The following is a 23,667-nucleotide window of genomic DNA, read 5'->3' on the forward strand; positions in this document are numbered from 1 at the left end:
TGAAATCGCATTCGCGATTTCTATGGGTGCATTTCTAAGGGGAAAATCCCGAGGACCAAAGTCTCCCTAGAAAGGGACTAAACCCCGGGAATTCTCCGAATTCATCGGGGGAAATTTCTGAAAATTTCAGAGAAATTTCAGAGAAATTTTCCTGATATTTTACGTTGCGGGGTTTATTCAATAACTCTAATTTAAAACTAAATTGTGATATACTTTAAGCGCATTTTTTAAAATAAAAGGAGGATTTATATCATGGCAAAGATTAGTTTTGGCGGAGTAAAAGAAGAAGTGGTTATGCGTAAAGAATTTCCCATGTCAAAAGCGCGCAGGATTCTAAAAAATGAAACCATTGCTGTTATCGGATATGGTGTTCAGGGACCTGCTCAGTCGCTAAATATGAAGGATAACGGTTTCAATGTTATTATCGGTCAGTCAAAGAAATTTAAAAAAGACTGGGATCGCGCAAAAAAAGATGGCTGGAAACCCGGAAAAGATTTATTTGAAATGGAAGAAGCGGCGAAACGCGCAACAATTATTGAAATGCTGGTTTCTGATGCGGCTCAAAAAGAGATTTGGCCTGTTATAAAAAAATGCTTAAATCCGGGTGATGCTTTATATTTTTCGCACGGGTTTTCCATTGTGTATAAAAAACAAACAAAAATCATTCCCCAAAAAGATGTTGATGTGATTATGGTTGCTCCCAAAGGTTCGGGAACATCACTTCGTAGAAATTTTCTTTCAGGCGCGGGGATTAATGCCAGTTTTGCGGTTGAACAAGATTTCACCGGTCGAGCGAAAGAACGCTGTATGGCTTTAGGGATTGCCATTGGCGCAGGATATCTGTTCCCGACGACATTCAAAAAGGAAGTTTATAGTGATTTAACCGGCGAACGCGGTGTTCTTATGGGCGCTTTGGCGGGCATTATGGAAGCTCAATACAAAGTCCTTAGGAAACACGGCCACAGCCCGAGCGAAGCATTTAACGAAACAGTTGAAGAATTAACAGAGAGTTTAATTCGGCTTGTAAGCGAAAACGGTATGGATTGGATGTATGCAAACTGTTCGGCGACAGCCCAGCGCGGAGCTCTTGATTGGAAACCAAAATTCAGAGATGCAGTGATGCCTGTGTTCAAAGAACTATATAAAAGAGTAGCAAACGGCGCGGAAACTGCAAGAGTTTTATCCTCTTGTGGCAAGCCGAATTATCAAAAAGGACTCACCAAGGAACTTGACGCTATTGGTAATTCCGAAATGTGGTTAGCAGGTAAAGCGACTCGTGCCCTTAGACCTAAAGAACCTGCAAAGAAAATTTCTAAAGCAACTAAGGGAATGGGTGGAAGAAAATCCAATTAAACAGGGGTGATATGTTTTGGACATTATAGAACATAAAATCACGCTCAGGGGAGAAAAAGTTGTTCTTCGTCCCATAACTGAATATGATTGGGATGTAATATGGCGTTGGAATTACAATCCTGATGCTTTATTCTTTTCCGAAGGACGTAATCTCATCAAATCTTCTCCAAGTCAAATTCAGGAAGCGTATCGCCATATGACTAAAGAATCATTTGGTTTTATTATAGACGCAAATGATAAACCTATCGGTGATTGTTGGCTTCAGAAGGTGAATGTTGTAAAGATTTTAAGAGACCATCCTGTAAAACGGTGCAGGTGTATAGATTTACTTATAGGGGATATGGAATTTTTTAGTCGGGAGTTTGATATAGATATAATCAGGACAGTGACAAAATTTGGTTTTGATAAAGAAAATGCGGACATGATATTTGGTTGTGATATTCCTGATGATAATAAGCAAAGTTTAAAAGCTTTTAAAAAAGTTGGATATCAAATATACGATAAGGTTAGACAACTTCAGGGTAGTAAATCTCAGTATCTCTATAATGTTGTTTTAGTTAAATAACATTATCAGCCGTAAAAGGAGAAATATATGTCTAATGGAGCAGGTGCGGCTTTATATTACGCAATAATTGTGAATGCAATTAAAGCCTCAGGTGTAATCGGTATATTCATATGCTCTACCGGGAGCAAAGGAGAACGTGACTAAGTCTAATATGCCAAAAGATATCTCAATTGTTGAAACTAAAGAATCTTAGCTGTTGGTAATTGTGGCTTTGCTAACGGAACTCATTGATGTTATTGATAAACCAGAAGGAATAGATCCGCAAAAAGTTCTTCATAATTGTCAGGTTTTGCTTAACGAACCCAATTCACATTTTCTGGTAGCAAAAATTGACGGTTCTATAGTCGGATTTGTAAATTTATCAATTAAAATTTTATTTTCTCCGATATTTTTCTGAATTTCTCTTGACAAGATTAAATTGACATGTTAGACTCGTCTAACTTATAGGGGTAAGTCTGGGAGTCGGTAGTGATTATGAAGAAAAAGAAATTAAGTTCAAATATGGAAGATTATATGGAGGCAATTGCTGCCCTTAAAAAGAAAAAAGGTGTAGCCAGAGTTAGAGATGTCAGCCGACTGATGAATGTAAAGACTCCCAGCGTTACTGCTGCCTTAAATACTCTTTCTAAGAAAGGACTTATTATTCATGAGAGGTATGGCTATGTAGAAATTACTCCAGAGGGAGAAAAGTTGGCTCAAGGCGTTCAAAATCGGCATGATATGCTGCTTGAATTTCTAAGCAAAATTTTAAATATTGACCCCAAGATAGCTGCCGAAGATGCCTGCAGGATGGAACATTCCATGAGTCCTCAAACTTTCCAGAAGCTAACAAAGTTTATAGAGTTTGTAGAAACCTGCCCTGACCACGATAGACCCGATTGGTTAAAAAGTTTTGACCATTATTTTAAGACAGGTAAACGCTTAAGATGTAAGGTAAGGCAGATAAAACAGAAGATTAAAAAGTAAAGTAAATTTTTTTATTTTGAAAGTTAGAACTATCTAACATAGTTTTATCTATGAAACTAAAAAGGCAAGATAAATGGAATTAGTGCATTGTTAAATTATTTATCGGTCAGACTTTGTCTGCCCAGACGAGTTAGCAGTTTTGTCATGCCCGAATGTTTTAATCGGGCATCCAGTATGTAGAGATTCCCGCTTTAAAATTGCGGGAATGACACACTATCAGAAATTAATTGGACAGAACACTATTTGATCAAAAGAGAAAAATTAGCCAGGACGTCCTGAATGAGGTTGTAATCTCCATTCAGAAAATAAATTACGGGGAGGTGGTGATAACCATTCACGATTCAGAAATAGTTCAGATAGAAAAGAAGGAAAAGAAGAGGTTTAAAAATTAAACGTAAACCACTGTACAAACAGAACTGAAAAATAAATTATCAATCGCGGTATTGACCAGATAACCGGAAGTGCTGAAAAGAAGGAGGTAGCAGAGATGATGTCCATCGGTAGTGTTAAGTCAAAGATTTCTTTAACGGCTTTTCTTTTCTGCGTGTTAATTTGTTGCAGTTGTAGCGCCGAAGAAGAATCGTTAATTAACGTATTAGGTAAAAGAATCAGTATCAGTGGTGCGGTAGAGGTTGAAATATATTCAATGGATTACAAATCCAAAGATGATGAAGATATTCAGGAGAGTGATATTACATTATCAACTGTGGAATTAGGAATAGATGTAGTTCTCAATGAATATACAAAAGGGCATGTCCTTTTTCTATGGCAGGAAGATAATACGGAACAAGTAGAAGTAGATGAAGGGACTATAACCCTCGGCGGAACCCAAGATATCCCATATTATCTTACGGCAGGTAAAATGTATGTTCCGTTTGGCACGTTTAATAGCCACTTTGTAAGTGACCCCATAACTTTAGAGCTCGGGGAAACAAGAGAATCGGCAGTATTAGTAGGTTATGTCAATGATTATTTTGATTTTTCTCTCGGAGCTTTCAATGGAGACATAGATAAAAATGGGCAGGAAAATAAAATTGAAAGTTATATTACTTCCATTAAAGGAACAATATCTTCAGAAGATGTAGAAGATTTTGAAATTTCTCTTGGAGCATCTTATATTTCCAATATTGCCGATAGTAATGGTCTTGAAGCCGAAATGGTAAATGGCGAGATTGAGAATTATGTCCCGGGCTTCAGTAGTTTCTTAAGCATGAATTACAAAAAACTCACATTCGAGGCGGAATATCTTAGCGCAATGAAGAAATTTGAAGCCGGTGAGCTTAGTTTTGAGAATGGAGAAAACATAAAACCGAGCGCATGGAATTGTGAGTTAGCTTATGCAATTACCGAGAAATTGGAAGTTGCCGGGAAGTATGAAGGATCGGAAGATTTGTGGGATTTCCAACCCAAACAGCAATACGGATTAGTTCTATCTTACAACCTATTCGAAAACACAACAGTTGCTTTGGAATATCTTCACGGTAAATATGAAAATGAAGATGAAAGAAATTTAACAACAGCTCAATTAGCTATTGAGTTTTAGAGTAAGTCTTTAAAAGGAGGGGGTTTATGAATCAAATTGAAATATTAAGTGATTTAAAAACGCGCAGTAAAGGGAAAGTTAAAAAAATAATGGGACAACCGCAACTAAAAAAAAAGTTGATTGCCATGGGAATTATCCCCGGGAGCGAATTGGAAGTTTTAAGGGTGGCTCCTCTCGGGGACCCCGTTGAGATAAGGATAAAGGGTTACAATTTGTCTTTAAGGAAAGAAGAAGCAAAACAGGTTTACGTTGAGGTGTTATAGCGATGAAGAACTTAAACAATATTCAGCCGGGGTCCAAAGCAGTAATCGTTTTCATTCAGGGAGGAAGAGGCGCTTGCCATCGGCTGGCGGAGCTTGGTCTTTTGCCGGGTGAAAAAGTAACGATGTTTAATAACAGTGGAGCCGGGCCAGTTACAGTCTGTGTGAAGGGTTCTAAATTATCTATCGGGCACGGATTAGCCCAGAAAATAATAGTAAGGGAGGAATAAAAATGGGAATTAAAAGAAAACTAACAGTTGCATTGGCAGGAAATCCCAATTCGGGCAAATCAACGATATTCAATAATTTAACCGGAGCGCGTCAGCATGTTGGAAATTATCCCGGCGTTACGGTGGAAAAAAAAGAAGGAAAAGTCATTTATAAAGATTACGAGATAACTTTTATTGACCTTCCCGGGACATACAGTTTATCTGCCAATTCGGAGGATGAGATTGTAGCCAGCAATTTCATAATTGAAGAGAAGCCGGATATGGTTGTTCATATCGTTGACGCTTCAAATCTTGAAAGAAATCTCTATCTGTATACACAATTGCAGGAACTGGAAGTTCCGGTAATTGTGGCAATGAATATGAGCGATATCGCAGAAAAGAAAGGTCGTAAAATCAACTATTCTGAACTTTCCCGCCTTTTGGGCAAGCCGGTTGTTCCGATGGTAGGCAGCAAAAATAAAGGCACAGAAGATTTGCTGGATATTGCGATTGGTCTTTTTGAAGGGAAAATTAAGATAGAAAAAATAGGGGTTGATTATGGCGAGGATATTAAGTTAGAACTTGAAAAGATATCAGAGTTCCTCAAAAAAGAACCCGATCTTTTTGGCAAATATCCTCTTGGGTGGCTTAGTGTTAAGCTCTTGGAAAATGACCCTTGGGTGGTTACGCTTATCGAAAAGCTACCCGGAGGATGGGAAGTCATTCGACAAAAAGAAAAAAGTAGGCATCATTTAACGCAACGTTTTTCAGATGACACGGAAGTTGTTATTGCGGATAGAAGATACGGTTTTATCAGCGGAGCTTGCACGCAGGTGCAAATTCAGAGCGCGGAAGAGAGACACGATATTTCTGACAAGATTGATAAAGTTGTCTTGAACCGATTCCTGGGCCTGCCTATTTTTGCCGCAGTGATGTACGCTATTTTCAAATTTACCTTTACTTTTTCCGGACCGGTTGTGTGCTGGTTTGAAACATTTTTTGAAAAAGCGGGAGAATTTGCTTCTGCCGTAATCCCCGAAGGTTTAACTCAGTCGTTTGTAGTTGACGGTCTTATCGGCGGAGTAGGCGGGGTATTGGGATTCTTTCCGCTTGTGCTTTTTATGTTTTTTGCGATAGCGTTTTTTGAAGATTCCGGTTATATGGCAAGGGCCGCATTTGTTATGGACAGGATAATGTATAAATTCGGCTTGCATGGTAAATCTTTCCTACCGATGATGATTTCCACAAACGGCTGCGCTGTTCCCGGCATTATGGCATCCAGGACGCTTGATAATAAAAAAGACAGATTGATTACAATGATGGTTACGCCGTTTATGATTTGCGGAGCCAAACTTCCCATATTTGCATTGTTCATTGGAGCGTTCTTCGCGGCTGAGCAAGGGGCAAACATGATGTTTTTGATGTATGCTTTAAGCGTCATTATCGCATTTGGTTCGGCATGGGTGCTTAAAAAATCCGTATTAAAAACAGAAACATCTCATTTTGTCATGGAGCTTCCGCCTTATCGTGTGCCGACAATCCAGGGTTTATTGTTAAAGATGTGGGAAAGAGGTTGGCTTTACATAAAAAAAGCCGGAACAATTATACTTTTGATTTCCATAATTATCTGGGCCGGTTTTACATTTCCGCAACTTGAACCTGCGAAAGGCATAAATGAAGAAACTGCCGCTTCCGCGCAAATGGAGCAAAGTTTTGCCGGCAGAGTAGGGAAGTTTGTGGAGCCTGTTGTTAAACCGTTGGGAATGGACTGGCGGGGAGGAGTTGCTTTAATGGCGGGGGTAGTAGCAAAAGAAGTCGTAGTAAGCACTATGGGGACAATCTATAGCTTAGGCGAAGTTGATCCGGAAGAAACCGAGTCGTTAAAGGAAGCTTTGCAGAAAGACCCTTCATGGAATCCGTTGAAAGCTCTGGCTTTTTTGATGTTTTGCCTTATTTATCTGCCTTGTTTTGTCGCTATAGCTGTTTTTTACCGCGAATCAGGCCCAAGCTTGAAATGGACGCTGTTTTTAATTTTCTGGACTACTGTTATGGCATGGAGCGCTTCGTTTATTGTATACCAAGGAGGCTCTCTTTTAGGGTTAGGTGTATAAAATGGAAAAAATAATTATACTAATTATAATTTTTGCGTGCATAGCGCTTCTTATATGGAATATTGTCAAGACTTTTAAAGGAAAGAGCTCCTATGCATGTTATGGTTGTAAGAGTTATAAAGAATGCAGAAAAATGAGAACTACGAAATAAAATAGGGTATAAAAAAGAGAAGGCAGTTTACTCCAGAATCATAGAAACTGTCTTCCAGGGCATTAAAAGTAGAATTACCTCTAAGCTCTTTTGTATTTAAATAATATTGGAAACAGGTTTAAAAGTCAAAAATCTATAAAGGAAATAGCAAAATGAACAAGCAGGAAAAAGGATTACGCTGATTGAGCTTCTGGTAGTAATTGCTATCATTGGGATTTTAGCAGGTCTGCTTCTTCCCACATTATCCAAAGCAAAGATGCAGGCAAGAGCCGTAACAAAATATGCATCCTGTATGTCTGCCTGTCACACCAAGAATGTGGAAAAGGTAGGACACTGGACATTTGGAGAAGGAGGAGGGGCAACAAGCAAGGATTGGAGTGGAAATAAAAATGAGGGTGTTCTTTCCAATGCTGAATGGATTAAAAGTAGTCGTTTTGGGGAAACATATTATTCCGCAAAGGTTGGCTACTATTCACAACGCCCTCGTTATGTTGATTGTGGAAATAGTCCATCGTTAAATTTTACAGATAAGATGTCTATTGAGGCTTGGGTTAAGCCTTTAAAAAGTAGTACGAGGGGTTCTCCAATTATTTACAAAGGGGCAACGTTCTGTAAACTGAGCTTTATACTATCATGGGGGGGGAGTCAGGTTAGCCCAGAACCTGACACGTGGTGTGCTCAAATCTGTTACCCTCCCTGTAATACACCTTCTGGTTCGGTTAAAGTTGCAAGTAAGCAATATGCGATTAATGAGTGGTATCACGTATCTTTTACTTATGACGGGAACAAGCTAATGTTATATGTAAATGGCGAGAGAGAAGGCTCGGCGAACGTTGAAGAAGGTGAAACAATGGCTGTCTGTAATGATGATTCACTAAAGATTGGAAGTGGTTGGTCTTGTTTTGCTCATAACTGCGAGCTTATTATTGATGAAGTAATCCTTTACCATCGCGTCTTAGACAAATATGAAGTTGCAAGCCATTACAATATGGGTAGACCAGGAGGTTATCCGGATGCATGATTGAGGCAAAGATTTAGGGTAAAGTCCCATTTTAGCCACTAATTTATATTAAAATTATGATGAAAAAAGAATGGTATATGAAAACGATCGTTGGCGTGGTAGCGTTAACAATTTGTCTTTTGGTTGCAGAAAGTTGCAAAAAATCGGATGACAAAGCAGTAAAAATTATTGAACTCAGCAGGCAAATTGTGCCGTTACAGATTTGCAGGGATGAGAAAAATGTCGAAACTATTACACTAAATCAGGCTATGAATTGGCATGAGAACCATGAACATGAGCAACATAAGCTTGAAAAAGAAACTGCTATACCTTCCGAAGAGGAAATACAAACTTCCCAAAAACATCATCATTTTTGTTTAGGCGTTTTAACCGGATACCAGGCTATTCGCTATGCTACCGATGAACTTTTCCAAGAAGATGTACCGAAAACATCTGATTTTGATATTAAGGTTAGTGGCTCAATGAACGGAGTTTGGGACATAATGAGTTTTTATACAGGTAGGGAACTGAAATTTGAAGGCGATCCTAAGAAAATTAATTTAGAGAGCTTTACCTTTACAGCTAAGCGAATTTCTCAGAATAAATTCCTTGTTTTTCGTCTTCAACGGGGACTAATACCTAAGGAATTTTTCGAACTTAAAAACCAGGGAGCAACTTGTAGTAGTCCCGCATTAAGAAAAGTTAAACAACAGGCATTGCTGAATATTCTATCAGCCGAGCCTAAAGATTGTTTTCAAGTTATTAATGCCAAATAAATTATTGAAAGAAGAAATAAAACCGAACGCATGGAACGGAATTATGAACTGGCTTATGTTTTTACTGAACAAAAGAAGATGATTATTCTTGTTGCGGATGTAATAATTCTGATAAAAATGTATACAGGAAGAAAAAACATTTTTTAGAAAAGGAGATAAATATGCCATGAACCATTTAATCATAGCGTCCGTTGCGTATGTGTTTTTTATAGTATGATGCCCCCGCATGGCGGGGATAACCAGCGTTATCGCTGCTGTAGTAACTCAAGTAAACTTACATCCCTGCTTTCTTGAAATCAAAACATTTCTTAGGATTCAATTTAAATTATTCATAATAAAAATTTTCTCCGATTTTCCAATATGTTATGGACTCTTACAAAATATTGACAAGAAAAAATCTCTTATGTTATACTTCTTGAAAAAGTAGCACTTATAGCTAGGATTTAGTAAACAAATAGTGGCAGGGAAAAGGCGGGGTTGCGGGAGCGATAACTATCATTTATGACCATCACAAAAGAGAGCTTCTCAATAAAATTACTGTTCTCCAGCACGAATTTTTTAAAAGTGTGAAAAGTTCTATAACTCCAAAATGACTGTAAAAGAATTTATAAAGAAAAATTTCAAACACTTTAATGCCGCTGCTTTAGTAGATGCTGCTGAAGCATGGGTGGCATATTTGAAAAACGGGAATAAAATGTTTTTGTCAATGGCTGGCGCGATGTCTACGGCAGAGATAGGCATTAGCTTAAGCGAAATGATACGGCAGGATAAAATCCATGCTATTTGCACAACAGGAGCCAATCTTGAAGAGGATATTTTTAATCTTATCGCGCATAAACATTATAAGCGCATTCCACATTATCGTTCTTTAACTCCCCAGGAAGAATTGGATTTAAGGAAACAACGGCTCAATCGTGTTACGGATACATGTATACCAGAAGCAGAAGCAATCAGAAGAATTGAAAGCATTCTCTATAAATACTGGGAAAAGGCGGATGCGGAAAAATGCAGCTATTTTAATTATGAATTCATATATCAATGTATACGCAACAACGAATTTGACAAATATTTTGAAATGGATCCCAGAAATAGCTGGATAATTGCCGCGTGTGAAAAAAACATACCAATATGGACACCCGGATGGGAAGATTCTTCTATCGGAAATATTTTTACATCAGCTGTCAGGAATAAAGTTATTAAAAACGTTAATCTTGTCAAAAGCGGTATAGAGCAAATGAATTTTCTCATTGATTGGTACCTTGAAAACTCTCAAAGTCATTCGGTGGGTTTCTTTCAGATTGGCGGAGGAATTGCAGGCGATTTCCCGATTTGTGTAGTGCCTCTTTTGCGACAGGAATTGCAGGTAAATATTAAACTATGGGGATATTTTTGTCAGATATCAGATAGCACTACATCTTATGGGTCATACAGCGGCGCAGTGCCTAACGAAAAAATAACATGGGAAAAACTCGGCATAGATACACCCAAATTTATTATTGAGTCAGATGCAACAATAGTAGCGCCTCTCATTTTTCAATACGTTTTGGAATCATGATTACATCTAAAAAACAAACCGAAGCGAAGTTAAGCATAGAGAACAGAAGCGCGATTTTACCTGCATAAATGGTAACACGAGCAAAAATTATTTCTATCAGGAAAGAAAATAAGTTTTAACCGTATCATAGAGATTTTGAAGATGTTTTAGATACTGTTTCAAACCAGAGTATTTTGATAATTCTTATCAAAACCACACTCAGGCAAATATAGGTTTAGCCGAATAAGTATTTGGGTTTAAGGCAAGATGGTCTATTGAATAAGAAGTTAAAGATTGTCTTTGCATGGAAGCAGGTGAAAAGTAATGTCCATAAAAAAATGTCAGCAAGAATTTGAGGAAATACTCAAAAAATACCCCGATAAAAATCAGGCATTGTTGCCATGCCTTCATCTTGCCCAGGAAAGATGCGGGTATTTGTCGGAAGATATTATTTTATTTTTGGCTCAAGCGTTAGGGTTGCCCAAGGTGGAAGTTTATAGCATAGCTACTTTTTATTCTATGTTTACTCTCCAAAAACAGGGGAAATTCGTTATTCGCATTTGTGTGTCTTTGCCCTGCTATCTCAAAGGCTCAAGAGAAATTTTAGAGACTATAAGGAAAGAGTTAAATATTGAAGCATATCAAACTACCGCTGATAAAAAATTTACTATAGAGCCGGTTTCCTGTTTGGGCCTTTGCGACATAGCGCCCGCAATGATGATCAATAAAAAGGTATATGGGAATTTGACTCCTCAGAAGGTAAAAGACATCATTCGGGAATACAAAAAGGCAAAATGAATTCTGTTAGAGATTCAAAGATAACATATTGGAGTAAGAATGGAAGATAAGAAGAAGCATAATACTAATCACGGACATCCTCGTCGGAGTATCTCTGACGTAGGGAAAGTAATTTTAAAGAACATAGAAAAAGAGGGTTATCTATCGGACATCAATAGCTATACGCTTGAAGGGGGTTATGAGGCTTTAAAGCAAGCCTTAAAAACGAATCCGGAAAAAATTCTATCCGAAATAAAAAAGTCCAAGTTGGTTGGCAGGGGTGGAGCATCCTTTCCCGCAGGATTAAAATGGGAATTTGCCAGAAACAGCAAAGAATTCCCTAAATACGTAGTTTGTAATGCGGATGAAGGTGAACCAGGTACTTTTAAAGATAATCTTGTTCTAAGAAGAGAGCCGCATCTTTTGATAGAGGCGATGATTATTTGCGCCTTTACAATTGGAGCAGAAAAAGGATTTATTTATATTCGGGGCGAATATTTCCATGCCTATGAAATTTTACAAAAGGCAATTATAGAGGCAAAGAGACATAATTTTTTAGGCAAAAATATTTTGGATTCCGGATTTTCTTTTGAGATTGAGCTTTACCGTGGAGCGGGAGCCTATATATGCGGAGAAGAGACAGCCCTTTTGGATTCCTTAGAAGGCAAAAAAGGCCAATCCAGGGTAAAACCGCCTTTTCCCACTTTTGTCGGTTTTAACAATAAGCCGACCGTGTTGAACAATGTAGAGACATTTGCCAACATTCCGGAGATTATATTAAGAGGAGGAGAGTGGTTTTCCCAGATTGGTTCAAACCTTTCTCCTGGGACAAAATTGTATTGCCTTTCAGGTGATGTCAATACTCCAGGAGTCTATGAACTTCCGACCGACATTTCCTTGCGGGAATTGATAGAAAAATATGGTAATGGTGTTCAAGGAAAGCTTAAAGCGGTTTTACCAGGCGGTGTCTGTAGTAGTTTGTTAACTTTGCAAGATTTAGATGTAACAATGGATTATCCCAGCGTCCAGAAAGCAGGAAGCATGTTGGGTTCAGCCGCAGTAATTGTGATAAACGATACTCATTGTATGGTGGATTTAGCCAAAAGATATGCAGAATTTTTTGATTATGAATCCTGCGGCAAATGCACTCCTTGCCGGGAAGGAACGAAACGGGCAAGAGAGATACTTACCAATATAACTAAAGGCAAAGGAAAATTGAGTGATTTAGCCTTATTAAAAGAATTGCAGGAGGTAATGTTTGATACCTCTCGTTGCGGATTAGGACAGTCAGCGCTCAATGCAGTCTATTCAAGTTTAGAAAAATTCCCCAATGAGTTTAAAGAACATATAACAGAAAAGAAATGTAAATTAGGGATATGTCCCATAAAATAAGAAATAAGGATTCTTAAGAATGACTGAATTGATTAATTTGACTATTGATGGCTATCAGGTTCAAGCTTCGAGGGAAACAACCATTTTCGAGGCGGCAAAAAAGATAAATATCAACATTCCCCATTTATGTTACCACGAAAACCTATCCATTTATGGGGCCTGCAGAGTCTGTGTGGTAGAGGTGGAGGGAAAGCCTCGATTAGAACCTTCTTGCGCGACATTGGTTGAAGAAGGCATGATAGTAAAAACAAATACTGCCCGGGTAAGACGGGCGCGAAGGATGATTGTGGAATTGCTTTTAGCCAATCACCCCGAAGATTGCCTTACCTGCGACAGGAATCAAATCTGTGAATTGAGAAAGCTTGCCTATGATTTAGGGATACGGAACCTGAGATTTGAAAAAGGAAGAAAATACCATTATGAAATGGATATCTCTTCCCCTTCTATTATAAGAGACCCCAATAAATGTATTCAATGTAGCAGATGCATAAGGGTATGTTCCGAGCTCCAGTCAGTCGGAGCAATCGACTTTGTCAACAGAGGTGGAAGAACCCAGGTTTTGACATTTTTTAACAAAGGATTGAATAACGTAGAATGCACTAATTGTGGCCAATGTATTCTCGCCTGTCCTACAGGGGCGTTACGAGAAAAGACAGTCGTTGATGAAGTATGGGAAGCGATTTCCAATCCAAAGAAATTCGTAGTGGTTCAAACCGCGCCTGCGGTAAGGTCGGCCATTGGAGAAGAATTTGGCTTACCCGCGGGAAGTTTGGTAACAGGTAAGATGGCAGCAGCGTTGCGAAGATTGGGTTTTGATAAGACATTTGATACCCAGTTTGCGGCGGATTTAACCATTATGGAAGAAGGGCATGAGTTAATAGAAAGGATAAAAAACAAAGGCACACTTCCTATGATTACTTCCTGTTCTCCGGGCTGGATAAAATATATTGAGCATTTCTTCCCAAATTGCCTGGAGCACATATCTACCTGCAAATCCCCGCAGCAGATGTTTGGAGCGATAGCCAAAACCTATTATGCACAGAAAATCAATGTTAAGCCACAGGATATGTATGTAGTTTCTATTATGCCTTGTGTAGCGAAAAAGTTTGAAGCCGAGCGTCCGGAAATGAAAGGGTCCGGTTTTCAGGATGTGGATGCCGTGCTTACCACAAGAGAAGCGGCGCGAATGATTAAAGAAGCGGGAGTTGATTTTGTCAATCTGCCGGATGAGGATTTTGATACACCATTGGGAATATCGACAGGCGCAGCAGTAGTCTTTGGCGTTACAGGCGGAGTAATGGAGGCGGCATTGCGGACGGCTTACGAAGTGGTTACCGGAAAAATTTTAAAGAAAATAGAATTTGAGCAGGTGCGTGGTATGGATGGAATAAAAGAAGCAGAAGTCAACTTGAACGGATTGAAATTAAGAGTAGGAGTAGCTCATGGTTTATCCAATGCTAGAATTCTATTGGAGCAAGTTCAAAAGGGAGAATCCCCTTATCATTTTATTGAAGTAATGGCTTGTCCCGGGGGATGTTTAGGCGGAGGCGGGCAGCCTGTGCCAACAAACCTTGAGATAAGAAAGAAAAGAGCAGAAAGTTTATATCGTGAAGATGAAGGTAAAACCATAAGAAAATCTCATGAAAATCCGGCTATCGTTGCGCTCTATAAGGAGTTTCTGGGTAAACCGTTAGGAGAAAAATCACATCATCTTTTACATACCTCTTATATTAAAAGGAATAGATATTGAAGATGCAAGACTTAATAAGTCCCGAAAAACCCCGCCCTTCCTGCTACGCAGAGACGCTTCGCAATAAGAAAAGGCGAAGTGAAACAAGCAATAATCAAGATTGCAATTCGTCCGTTTCCGACTGGGTGAAAAGCGTTATTAAAGAAGATGAGATTGCGCGGTTCATGAAAAACGGAAGGGATTTTATTAATGACGAAGAGATAGAGGAATTATTAAAAAAAAATAGAAATAGCGAGAAACAAAGGGTAAGAGACATCATTCAAAAATCTCTTGGCATTCAAAGATTAGAACCTGATGAAACAGCAACACTCTTAAATGTGAAAGATGTGGAGTTATGGGATGAAATTTTTGAAGCCGCAGGCGAGATAAAGAGAAAAGTCTACGACAATAGAATAGTAACTTTCGCGCCTTTGTATTGTAGTAACTTTTGTGTCAATAGTTGTCAATATTGCGCCTTTAGAAAAGAGAATGAAGAGGAAAAAAGAAGGAGATTAAGTTTAGAAGAAGTAAGACGAGAGACAGAAGCGCTTGTTTCTATTGGGCATAAGCGGCTTATCGTGGTTTATGGTGAACATCCTTCCTCGGATATTAATTATATCGCAGATACTATAAAAACGATCTATGATACTAAAGTAAAAGCCAGAGTAGGTTATGGCCGGATACGAAGAGTAAATATAAATGCTTCTCCAATGGATATCAAAGGATTTAAGATTTTGAAGGACATTGGGATTGGGACATATCAGGTATTTCAGGAAACATATCATCGCCAGACTTATAAGAAAGTTCATCCTAAAGGGATAAAAGCAAATTATCAGTGGAGGTTGTATGCACTTCACAGGGCGCAAATGGCAGGAATTGATGATGTAGCTATTGGGGTTTTATTTGGTCTATATGACTGGAAGTTTGAAGTAATGGGACTCTTATATCACACAATAGAGCTAGAAAAACAGTTCGATGGAATCGGTCCTCATACCATCTCTTTCCCGCGCTTGGAGCCTGCAGCCAACACTTCTTTTATCCAAGAATCAAAATATAAGGTTTCAGATGAAGATTTCAAAAAGCTTATCGCAGTGATTAGGCTCTCAGTTCCTTATACGGGTTTGATTCTTACTGCCAGGGAGTCCGCGCATATTAGAAGAGATGTCCTTCCTTTAGGAATAACTCAAACAGACGCATCTACGAGAATTGGTATTGGAGCTTATAGTGAAGTGTATGACCAGCAAGAAGCGAAAAGGCAACAGTTTTTGCTTAGTGATACAAGGAGTTTAGATGAAGTAATAAGAGAGCTTGCTTCGGATGGTTATATAACTTCATTTTGCACTGCGGGATATAGATGCGGAAGGACAGGAACCCATATTATGGATTTGCTCAAAGCAGGTAAAGAAAGATGGTTTTGCAAGCTGAATGCGGTTTTAACTTTTAGAGAATGGATTGATGATTATGCCAGTGAAGAAACAAAACAATCAGCAGAGAAAGTTATAAGGAAAGAGATAAACGAGATAAAAACAGATTTACCTACGATATATCCAAAACTTATTGAATTCTACAAGAGGATACAGAATGGGGAAAGAGATTTGTATTTTTAATAAGAAGGAGATTGTTAACCAACTAAAGCAAGTAAATTCAGAGACTCTCTTTCAAAAGGCGGATAGCATACGTCGAACATTCTGCGGTGAAAAAGTTTACATTAGGGGCATAATAGAGTTTTCTAATTACTGCTGTCGGAGTTGCTTATACTGTGGTTTGCGGCAAGAAAACAAAAAGATTTTACGTTACAGGATGGCGCCTGATGAAATAATACACTTATCAAATCAAGTAATCCAACGTGGGGTAAAAACCATTGTTTTACAATCAGGTGATGACCTTTGGTATAGCCAAAAGATACTTTCGGATATTATTTATAAAATAAAAAGCGCGAATCCGGAAATAGCCATAACTTTGTCTTTAGGAGAGAGGCCATTTGATGGCTATAAAGCTTTTAAAGATGCAGGGGCAGACAGGTATCTTCTGAAACATGAAACAGCAAATCCTCTACTCTATGAACGGCTTCATCCAGGACAAACTCTAAAAAGGAGAATAGAAATTTTAGAATATCTCAAGGAGATAAATTATCAGGTGGGCGCGGGAAATATCATTGGTTTGCCAGGACAGACTCTTGAAGACTTGGCGGATGATATATTGCTTATGAAAAATTTAGATGTGGATATGGCTGGGATTGGGCCATTCATTCCTCAGAAAGACACACTCTTATGCAGCCACCCTTTAGGAAGTTTAGATTTAACTTTGAAAGTTTTAGCTTTAACAAGAATAATTACTAAAAATACTCATCTTCCCGCTACAACCGCATTAGCAACTTTAGATCCTGGCGATGGTCAGCTTTTAGGACTCAAGACAGGAGCAAATGTAATTATGCCTGATTTTACTCCTGAAGAATATCGTAGGGAATATCAGATATATGATGGGAAGATAAAAATAGATTTAGAAAAAACAAAGGATGTCATATCCGAAGCCAAGAGAAAAATCAGTTTAGAGAAAGGAGATTCGTTAAAATGCGTAAAACCCCAAAGGGCTTGCGTTTACACATAGCTATCTTTGGCAGAAGAAACGTAGGTAAATCTTCTATACTTAATATGCTTACACAACAGGAAGTTTCTATTGTTTCTGAAATTCCCGGCACAACTACTGACCCGGTTGAGAAACCAATGGAATTATTGCCGATTGGTCCGGTTTTATTTATTGATACTGCGGGCTTGGATGATATAGGAGTTTTAGGCAAATTAAGAATTAGTAAAACTTATAAAGTTTTTGAACGCGCTGATATTATTCTTTTGGTTACTGAGGCAAATAAATGGACAGAATATGAGGAAAGAATTTTAGAGGAAGCAAGGAAAAGAAAAACCCGTATTTTAGTAATTTTAAATAAAATAGACCAAATTAAGCCAGATCAGGATTTAAAAGAAAAATTAAACAGAGAAAGAATACCTGCAGTTGAGGCTTGCGCCTTAAATCATAATTGGGATGTTACCGTAAAAGTAAAAAAAGAAATTATTGAATTATTGCCGTCAGACTTTATAAACCCCATTCCAATTATTGCGGACCTAATTAATGAAGGCGATATAGTTATTTTAGTTATTCCGATAGATAAAGAAGCGCCTAAAGGAAGATTGATTTTACCGCAAGCCCAGACAATAAGAGAGATATTAGATAAAAAAGCAACTTGTCTAATAGTAAATGAAAAGAATTTGTCGAGTTCAATTTATAATTTAAAACAAAAGCCCAAAATTATAGTAACGGATTCTCAGGCATTTGAAGAAGTCTTTAAGCAAACCCCGGATGATATTTTAGTCACGAGCTTTTCTATCTTATTTGCCCGAGCAAAAGGCGATTTGAAAGAATTAGTTAACGGAGCGCGAAAGCTAAGTGATTTAAACCCGGATGATAAAATCTTAATTGCTGAGGCCTGTAGTCATCACCCAATCGGTGAGGATATCGGACGAGTAAAAATCCCCGGATGGATTAGTCAAAGAATTGGCGGAAAAATAAATTTTGATGTTTTTTCAGGGCATGATTTTCCCGAAGACTTAGAACAATATAAACTTGTTATTCATTGCGGCGCTTGTATGTTAAATAGAAAAGAGATGCTTACCAGGATTTTAAGATGTAAGGAGGAGAGGGTTGCAATTACGAATTACGGGGTAGCTATTGCGTATCTTCATAACGACCTAGATAGAGCGTTAGAACCCTTTGCGTTTTAAAGGTCAGGCTTTGAAGATAAATTAGAAGAAACAAAAAAAGAAGCCCGCCACTACAGAATGGCGAGGCAAGCCCGCCACTACAGAATGGCGAGGCAAGCCCGCCACTACAGAATGGCGAGGCAAGCGCGAAAGTTAATCAAATAATATCCCATGTCGAAAGTTTTCATAGTAGAACCAACTCTATTAGAACTTACAGTAGCGTCTGCGCTACCTATTTCTAACGGGGCAAAGATTTTCTCCGTTCCCCTTTAAATTATCTCTTGACTATTGCCAAATATATTATATAATGATAATGAAAACCATTTTCATTAAGGAGAATAAAATGTATGGAAGAAGGCAAGAAAGAGCGCATTTTTTCAGGCATCACGGTTTTAGGTGCACGTTACCGAGAGAAGTTATCTTAGATATTTTGTATAAAACAAAGAGCCATCTTTCTGCTGAAGATATATATTTCAAAATACATCCTTTACATCCACAAATAGGATTGACGACTGTTTACAGAACGCTTGATTTGTTAAGTAGAATGGGGGCAATAACGAAATTTGATTTTGGCGATGGTAAAGCAAGATATGAACTTATTAAAACAGGGAATGATTCACACCATTACCATCTCGTGTGTCGTAAATGTAACAGGGTTGTTGATTATTCGGATTTTGTAAAAGAAGAAACTCGTTTGATAAAAGAAATTGGAAAGGAACTTTCTAAAAAATATAACTTTAAAATAGATTCCCATCAGATTCATTTTCAGGGTTTATGTAACAAATGCCGATAACAACAATGTGGATTGCGGATTGCAGAATGCGGATTTAGGAATTTGGATTAAATGCATACGGAAATAAGAACAGATAATATGTAATCCGCAATCTGAAATCTAAAATTCGAAATGGAGAGAGGGGAGGTGAATAATTATGCCAGGTGGAGACAGAACAGGTCCTGGTGGAATGGGGCCAATGACAGGAAGAGCTGCGGGTTACTGTGCCGGCTATTCTGTGCCCGGTTATGCAAATCCCGTTGGAGGTAGAATGGGATTTGGTGGGGGCGGAGGTTTTGGCAGAGGTAGAGGTTTTGGTCGTGGTTTCGGACGTGGCTTTAGAGGGGCCGCCTATGGTTACGGAGTTCCTTATAATCCGGTTGCCTATGGTAGTGGTTATCCATATGCTCCGGAGTTAACTGCGCAACAGGAAGCAGACATGCTTAAAGACCAAGCTAAGGCGATGCAGGATGAAATGGAAGCTATAAACGAACGCATCAGTGAATTAACAGCTGCTGCCAAGAAGTCCAAATAACTGCACTCAAGACAAGAGTAGGTAAGCCAGAGCTCGCTTACTTACTCTTTGAGTGTATGTTTGGTAAAGGAGGTTGTATATGAAAGTGGCGATATCTACAGACGGGGATTTTGTATCTCAACATTTTGGCAGGTGTCCGTCTTTTACTATTATGGACTTGCTGGATGGCAAGGTTGTGTCCAAAGAAGTTGTAGATAATCCTGGGCATGAACCCGGATTTATACCGCAATTTTTGCATGAAAAGGGTGTTGAAGTTATTATTGCGGGTGGAATGGGTATGCGCGCAGCCGGATTTTTTGATGAATTGGGAATAAAACCAATTATGGGGGTTAACGGTAAAATAGATGAGATTGTTGAGCAATTGATTAAAGGCACTCTCAAAGATGGTGAGAGTTTATGTAACCCAGGCGCTGGAAAAGGGTATGGTTTGGATAAAACCGAATGCGATCATCCGGAAAAATAAATTTCGTAAATCGAAAATAGTAATCGGTAAATGGTAATTAGTAGACTATCCCCCCTAGTTTTGCTTTTGCAAAACTAACAGGGGGGACTTCGCACTCCGACAGGAGTGCTTCGGGTAATTAGTAATTTTAAAATTAAGGATTACTAATTATGAAAAAGAAGTGTTATTAGAAAGGAGTCTTTTATGAAGATTTGTGTAACTTCACAGGGAAATAGTTTAGAGTCGCAGGTTGATCCTAGATTTGGTAGATGCAAGTATTTTATTATTGTTGATACTGAATCCTTGGAATTTGAAGCAATAGAAAATTCAAGCATGTCAATTACCGGAGGTGCTGGTATTCAGTCAGGTCAAATAATGGCAGATAAGGATGTAAAAGTGGTTTTAACGGGTAATGTTGGGCCGAATGCATTTCAGACACTACAAGCAGGTGGTATAGATATTATAACTGGTGTATCTGGGTTAGTAAAAGAGGTAGTTGAAAGATATAAAAAAGGTGAACTTAAACCAACACAAAATCCAAGTGTAGGTTCAAAATTTGGTGTATCCGGGAAGTAAGACAGATTACAGATGACAGAGAAACAGAAAAATCTGAATTCTGTTTTCTGTTTTCTGATTTCTGAAAAAAGGAGGCAATAAATTATGCCAAGAGGAGATGGAACAGGCCCAACAGGACAGGGTCCGAGAACAGGTAGAGGTATGCCTGTCCGCCAAGGTTTTAATGGTGGGGGAGGAAGTGGTGGAGGTATTGGACAGGGCGGAGGTGGTAGAGGTATGCCTGCCCGCCAGGGTTTTAATGGTGGGGGGGGCGGTAATCTTCCTGGCTCAGGTCCGGCGGGAAATTGTGTATGCCCTAAATGCGGCGAGAAAGTATCACACCAGCGGAGTATAGCTTGTTATTCTATAAGTTGTCCCAAGTGTGGTAGTAAGATGGCGAAGGAATAATTCTTGGATACCGAAGCATTTGAAAATCACAAAAGATATTTAGATAGGATGAATTTTTGCAAGAATTTTGGATATGATGTTGAGCAGGAAAGACGTTTCGTTTTAAAAGAATCTAAACCTATCAAGGGCAATATTTTAGAGATAGGCACTGGAAAAGGATATTTTACAATTGAACTTGCCAAAGAGGGGTATAGTTTTACAAGTATAGATATTTCAGAAAAAGAACAAGAATTTGCAAGACTTAATTTAGCGTATTTGGGGTTGGGGAAACAGGTAAATTTTAAGATAGATAATGCTGAGGATTTAAGTTTCAAGAACGAAAGTTTTGATGTTATTTTCGCAATAAATACTATACATCATTTTACAAGTCCTTTTAATGCAGTAGATGAGTTTATAAGAGTTGCGAAACTGAAAGGTAAAATAATTTTAAGTGATTTTAACAAAGAAGGTATGAAGATGATAGATAAGATTCATGCAAGCGAAGGAAGAAAACACGACTCGGGAAAGGTTGCTTTGGATGCGATAAGCGATTATTTAGAAAGCAAAGAATTAAATGTTCAGAAATATGAAAGCAAATTTGAAAATGTTATCGTAGCATATTGTTAAGCTATGTAATTTCTCTTTAAGGAGAAAGGAATAAATATGCCAATATATATCTATATATGTGAAGATTGCGGGCATAAATTTGATGTCTTTACTCATGTGACAAATAACTCTAATAAGCCGAAGTGTGAAAAATGTGGTAATAGGAACACAAAGAAAACTTTGGCTGGATTCAGTGTTGGCAAATCTTCTAAAAATAGTTCACCAAGTTGTCCTACGGGGACTTGCCCTCTTGGTTAAAAAGTATTAACTCAAAGTGTATTCTTCGGCGGAATTTTGGACATGAATAAAAAATTTATTTTTAAAACAAATATTAAATGGATAGAGGGTAAAAAAGGCAAGCTGTATAGTTCCGATAAACCATCATTTGAATTTTCTACTCCTCCTGAATTTAGGGGTCCTGATGGTTTTTGGTCTCCTGAAGATTTGTTTCTTGCATCTATTAACTCTTGTATTATGACTACTTTTATCCATTTTGCTGAAAAAGAGCCTCTTGTCTTTTTGTCTTATGAGAGTGAAACAGAAGGAGAAGTAAGTTTTGAAGAGGGTAAATTAATTTTTTCCTCTGTAACTGTTAGACCGGTTATAAAAGTTAAAAATGAATCTGATAAGGAAAAGGCAAAACAATTGATAAACAAAAGTGAAAGATATTGTTTAATATCGGCTTCTGTTAAATCGAAAATCACCGTATTAACTAAGATAGAAATATCAACAGATTAACTGCAAGGAATTTTAAATATGGAAGATAAAAAGAGAGTGATGGAGCAACAACAGCAAAGAATTGATGAAAGGATGAAGAAGATAAAAAATAAATTTCTTATTCTTTCAGGCAAAGGCGGTGTTGGTAAATCAACTGTTGCAGTTAATTTGGCATGGACCCTTTCACAAAAGGGTATGAAAGTTGGTCTTTTAGATGTAGATATTCATGGGCCTAGTGTCCCCAAGATGTTAGGACTTGAAGGAAAACATCTTGCAGGTTCCGGAGATGGCATTGAACCAATCGCATTAGGAAGTAATCTGAAGGTTATTAGTATAGCTTTTCTGTTGAGTTCTTCTGATGCTCCTGTTATTTGGCGTGGTCCTTTGAAAATGACGGCTATAAGACAATTTTTATCTGATGTGAACTGGGGAGAACTTGATTATCTTATTGTTGATGCTCCTCCAGGCACGGGAGATGAACCGCTATCAGTATGCCAACTTATAAAAGATATAACAGGCGCGATTGTAGTTACTACTCCACAGGAAATTTCTCTGTTAGATGTTAAAAAAAGCATAGGATTTATTAAACAATTAAATGTTCCGCTGACCGGTATTATTGAAAATATGAGTGGTTTTGTTTGTCCTCACTGCGGAAAATCAACGGATATTTTTAAAGTCGGAGGAGGTAAAAGAATAGCTGATGAGTTAAATATTCCTTTTTTAGGAAGCATACCTCTCGAAGCAGATATAGTAAAAGCTTCTGATGGGGGTAAACCCTTTATGAATTTGGACTTGAAAATTGAATGTAAAAAGAAATTCGAAGAAATTGTTAGCAGAATTACTAAAACGAGAAAATAAAATATGCCGAAAATTGAACCTTTTGAAAGATATTCACAGAAGTATGAAGATTGGTTTAAAAAAAATAAGTTTGCTTATGAATCTGAACTTTTGGCTGTGAAAGAATTAATGCCTGAAAATGGAGAAGGTATTGAAATTGGCGTAGGAAGTGGTAAGTTTGCTGAACCATTAGGCATTAAATTGGGAATTGAACCATCACATAAGATGAGAGAAATTGCAGAAAAAAGGGGTATTAAAGTTATAGACGGCGTTGCTGAAAAGCTTCCATTTGATGATAACCAATTTGCATTTGCATTAATGGTTACTACCATTTGTTTTTTAGACAATATAGAAACCGCATTTAAGGAAGTTCACAGAATATTAAAACTTAACGGGTGCTTAATAATTGGATTTGTAGATAAAAATAGTTTCCTTGGGAAATCGTATTTAAAACATAAAATAAAAAATGTATTTTACAGGATAGCTACTTTCTATTCAGTAGATGAGGTGATTTCTTATTTGAATAAAGCAGGTTTTAAAAATTTTACTTTTGTCCAGACAATTTTTAATAATTTGGAAGAAATAAAAAACATTGAACCGATAGAAAAAGGTTACGATAAAGGTTCGTTTGTGGTAATTAAAGCGACAAAAAAGGGGGTTTTGGATGGGCAAAGAACTTAAAATTTTGGCGGATA

At 37.9% G+C, this 23,667-nt stretch carries 29 protein-coding genes and 1 pseudogene; all 30 read left to right on the forward strand.

Annotation, left to right across the window (positions count from 1 at the left end; all coding sequences use genetic code 11):
- Positions 1 to 252 precede the first annotated feature (252 nt).
- The 30 genes and pseudogenes from ilvC (at position 253) to KAS42_02625 (ending at position 23,653) form a co-directional block, all read left to right on the forward strand.
- On the forward strand, positions 253 to 1,353 hold the full coding sequence (gene ilvC / locus KAS42_02480; GenBank protein MCK4905099.1) for a ketol-acid reductoisomerase: 1,101 nt from the start codon (positions 253 to 255) through the stop codon (positions 1,351 to 1,353).
- Positions 1,354 to 1,369: 16 nt separating this feature from the next.
- Positions 1,370 to 1,918, forward strand: coding sequence for a GNAT family N-acetyltransferase (locus tag KAS42_02485; protein ID MCK4905100.1), 549 nt, complete (start codon positions 1,370 to 1,372; stop codon positions 1,916 to 1,918).
- Between the two features lie 205 nt (positions 1,919 to 2,123).
- Entirely contained in the window at positions 2,124 to 2,315 is a 192-nt protein-coding gene (locus KAS42_02490; protein ID MCK4905101.1) for a hypothetical protein, read from the forward strand.
- Positions 2,316 to 2,392: 77 nt separating this feature from the next.
- Positions 2,393 to 2,884 carry a metal-dependent transcriptional regulator gene (locus KAS42_02495; protein ID MCK4905102.1) on the forward strand — a complete coding sequence of 164 codons (492 nt, stop codon included), beginning with the start codon at positions 2,393 to 2,395 and terminating at the stop codon, positions 2,882 to 2,884.
- A 260-nt stretch (positions 2,885 to 3,144) separates the two neighbouring features.
- Positions 3,145 to 3,276: a YezD family protein gene (locus tag KAS42_02500; GenBank protein MCK4905103.1), complete on the forward strand. Its 132-nt coding sequence runs from the start codon at positions 3,145 to 3,147 to the stop codon at positions 3,274 to 3,276.
- Positions 3,277 to 3,371: 95 nt separating this feature from the next.
- Entirely contained in the window at positions 3,372 to 4,427 is a 1,056-nt protein-coding gene (locus tag KAS42_02505) for an LbtU family siderophore porin (protein ID MCK4905104.1), read from the forward strand.
- A 26-nt stretch (positions 4,428 to 4,453) separates the two neighbouring features.
- The gene (locus KAS42_02510; protein ID MCK4905105.1) at positions 4,454 to 4,690 is read left to right on the forward strand and encodes a ferrous iron transport protein A; all 237 of its coding nucleotides are present in this window, start codon (positions 4,454 to 4,456) and stop codon (positions 4,688 to 4,690) included.
- 2 nt (positions 4,691 to 4,692) lie between these two features.
- A complete protein-coding gene (locus KAS42_02515) occupies positions 4,693 to 4,917 on the forward strand; it encodes a FeoA domain-containing protein (protein MCK4905106.1) in 225 nt (74 codons plus the stop codon).
- Between the two features lie 2 nt (positions 4,918 to 4,919).
- Entirely contained in the window at positions 4,920 to 7,007 is a 2,088-nt protein-coding gene (gene feoB, locus KAS42_02520) for a ferrous iron transport protein B (GenBank protein ID MCK4905107.1), read from the forward strand.
- Positions 7,008 to 7,330: 323 nt separating this feature from the next.
- Positions 7,331 to 7,429, forward strand: a pseudogene (locus KAS42_02525) (prepilin-type N-terminal cleavage/methylation domain-containing protein).
- On the forward strand, positions 7,415 to 8,179 hold the full coding sequence (locus KAS42_02530) for a LamG domain-containing protein (GenBank protein ID MCK4905108.1): 765 nt from the start codon (positions 7,415 to 7,417) through the stop codon (positions 8,177 to 8,179). The pseudogene KAS42_02525 and the gene KAS42_02530 overlap by 15 nt, the downstream one beginning before the upstream one ends.
- Positions 8,180 to 8,235: 56 nt before the next feature.
- Positions 8,236 to 8,934, forward strand: a complete 699-nt coding sequence (locus KAS42_02535) for a hypothetical protein (GenBank protein ID MCK4905109.1) — start codon at positions 8,236 to 8,238, stop codon at positions 8,932 to 8,934.
- Between the two features lie 488 nt (positions 8,935 to 9,422).
- Positions 9,423 to 9,527 (forward strand): hypothetical protein, encoded by a 105-nt coding sequence (locus KAS42_02540; GenBank protein ID MCK4905110.1) that lies wholly within the window; start codon positions 9,423 to 9,425, stop codon positions 9,525 to 9,527.
- Positions 9,524 to 10,489 (forward strand): deoxyhypusine synthase family protein, encoded by a 966-nt coding sequence (locus KAS42_02545; GenBank protein ID MCK4905111.1) that lies wholly within the window; start codon positions 9,524 to 9,526, stop codon positions 10,487 to 10,489. Before KAS42_02540 ends, KAS42_02545 begins: the two co-directional genes overlap by 4 nt.
- A gap of 303 nt (positions 10,490 to 10,792) precedes the next feature.
- Positions 10,793 to 11,266 (forward strand): NADH-quinone oxidoreductase subunit NuoE, encoded by a 474-nt coding sequence (gene nuoE, locus KAS42_02550; protein MCK4905112.1) that lies wholly within the window; start codon positions 10,793 to 10,795, stop codon positions 11,264 to 11,266.
- 39 nt (positions 11,267 to 11,305) lie between these two features.
- Entirely contained in the window at positions 11,306 to 12,637 is a 1,332-nt protein-coding gene (gene nuoF, locus KAS42_02555; protein MCK4905113.1) for an NADH-quinone oxidoreductase subunit NuoF, read from the forward strand.
- A gap of 19 nt (positions 12,638 to 12,656) precedes the next feature.
- On the forward strand, positions 12,657 to 14,387 hold the full coding sequence (locus KAS42_02560) for a [FeFe] hydrogenase, group A (GenBank protein MCK4905114.1): 1,731 nt from the start codon (positions 12,657 to 12,659) through the stop codon (positions 14,385 to 14,387).
- 2 nt (positions 14,388 to 14,389) lie between these two features.
- Positions 14,390 to 15,973: a [FeFe] hydrogenase H-cluster radical SAM maturase HydG gene (hydG, locus tag KAS42_02565; GenBank protein ID MCK4905115.1), complete on the forward strand. Its 1,584-nt coding sequence runs from the start codon at positions 14,390 to 14,392 to the stop codon at positions 15,971 to 15,973.
- Entirely contained in the window at positions 15,948 to 16,973 is a 1,026-nt protein-coding gene (gene hydE, locus KAS42_02570) for a [FeFe] hydrogenase H-cluster radical SAM maturase HydE (GenBank protein MCK4905116.1), read from the forward strand. The genes hydG and hydE overlap by 26 nt, the downstream gene beginning before the upstream one ends.
- Complete coding sequence (hydF, locus tag KAS42_02575) at positions 16,937 to 18,142, forward strand: [FeFe] hydrogenase H-cluster maturation GTPase HydF (protein ID MCK4905117.1); 1,206 nt, start codon at positions 16,937 to 16,939, stop codon at positions 18,140 to 18,142. The genes hydE and hydF overlap by 37 nt, the downstream gene beginning before the upstream one ends.
- A 322-nt stretch (positions 18,143 to 18,464) precedes the next feature.
- On the forward strand, positions 18,465 to 18,914 hold the full coding sequence (locus KAS42_02580) for a transcriptional repressor (protein ID MCK4905118.1): 450 nt from the start codon (positions 18,465 to 18,467) through the stop codon (positions 18,912 to 18,914).
- A gap of 136 nt (positions 18,915 to 19,050) precedes the next feature.
- Entirely contained in the window at positions 19,051 to 19,428 is a 378-nt protein-coding gene (locus KAS42_02585) for a DUF5320 domain-containing protein (protein MCK4905119.1), read from the forward strand.
- A 79-nt stretch (positions 19,429 to 19,507) separates the two neighbouring features.
- On the forward strand, positions 19,508 to 19,891 hold the full coding sequence (locus KAS42_02590; GenBank protein ID MCK4905120.1) for a NifB/NifX family molybdenum-iron cluster-binding protein: 384 nt from the start codon (positions 19,508 to 19,510) through the stop codon (positions 19,889 to 19,891).
- Between the two features lie 183 nt (positions 19,892 to 20,074).
- On the forward strand, positions 20,075 to 20,446 hold the full coding sequence (locus KAS42_02595; protein ID MCK4905121.1) for a NifB/NifX family molybdenum-iron cluster-binding protein: 372 nt from the start codon (positions 20,075 to 20,077) through the stop codon (positions 20,444 to 20,446).
- An 84-nt stretch (positions 20,447 to 20,530) separates the two neighbouring features.
- The gene (locus KAS42_02600; protein ID MCK4905122.1) at positions 20,531 to 20,833 is read left to right on the forward strand and encodes a DUF5320 domain-containing protein; all 303 of its coding nucleotides are present in this window, start codon (positions 20,531 to 20,533) and stop codon (positions 20,831 to 20,833) included.
- 3 nt (positions 20,834 to 20,836) lie between these two features.
- Positions 20,837 to 21,439, forward strand: coding sequence for a class I SAM-dependent methyltransferase (locus KAS42_02605; GenBank protein MCK4905123.1), 603 nt, complete (start codon positions 20,837 to 20,839; stop codon positions 21,437 to 21,439).
- Positions 21,440 to 21,475: 36 nt separating this feature from the next.
- Entirely contained in the window at positions 21,476 to 21,676 is a 201-nt protein-coding gene (locus KAS42_02610) for a zinc ribbon domain-containing protein (GenBank protein ID MCK4905124.1), read from the forward strand.
- Positions 21,677 to 21,718: 42 nt separating this feature from the next.
- Positions 21,719 to 22,156 carry an OsmC family protein gene (locus tag KAS42_02615; GenBank protein ID MCK4905125.1) on the forward strand — a complete coding sequence of 146 codons (438 nt, stop codon included), beginning with the start codon at positions 21,719 to 21,721 and terminating at the stop codon, positions 22,154 to 22,156.
- Positions 22,157 to 22,195: 39 nt separating this feature from the next.
- Positions 22,196 to 22,993: an Mrp/NBP35 family ATP-binding protein gene (locus KAS42_02620; GenBank protein ID MCK4905126.1), complete on the forward strand. Its 798-nt coding sequence runs from the start codon at positions 22,196 to 22,198 to the stop codon at positions 22,991 to 22,993.
- Between the two features lie 3 nt (positions 22,994 to 22,996).
- Positions 22,997 to 23,653 carry a class I SAM-dependent methyltransferase gene (locus KAS42_02625; GenBank protein ID MCK4905127.1) on the forward strand — a complete coding sequence of 219 codons (657 nt, stop codon included), beginning with the start codon at positions 22,997 to 22,999 and terminating at the stop codon, positions 23,651 to 23,653.
- Positions 23,654 to 23,667: the final 14 nt, after the last annotated feature.

This window comes from bacterium, assembly GCA_023135785.1.
GTDB lineage: Bacteria > CAIJMQ01 > CAIJMQ01 > CAIJMQ01 > CAIJMQ01 > CAZNJA01.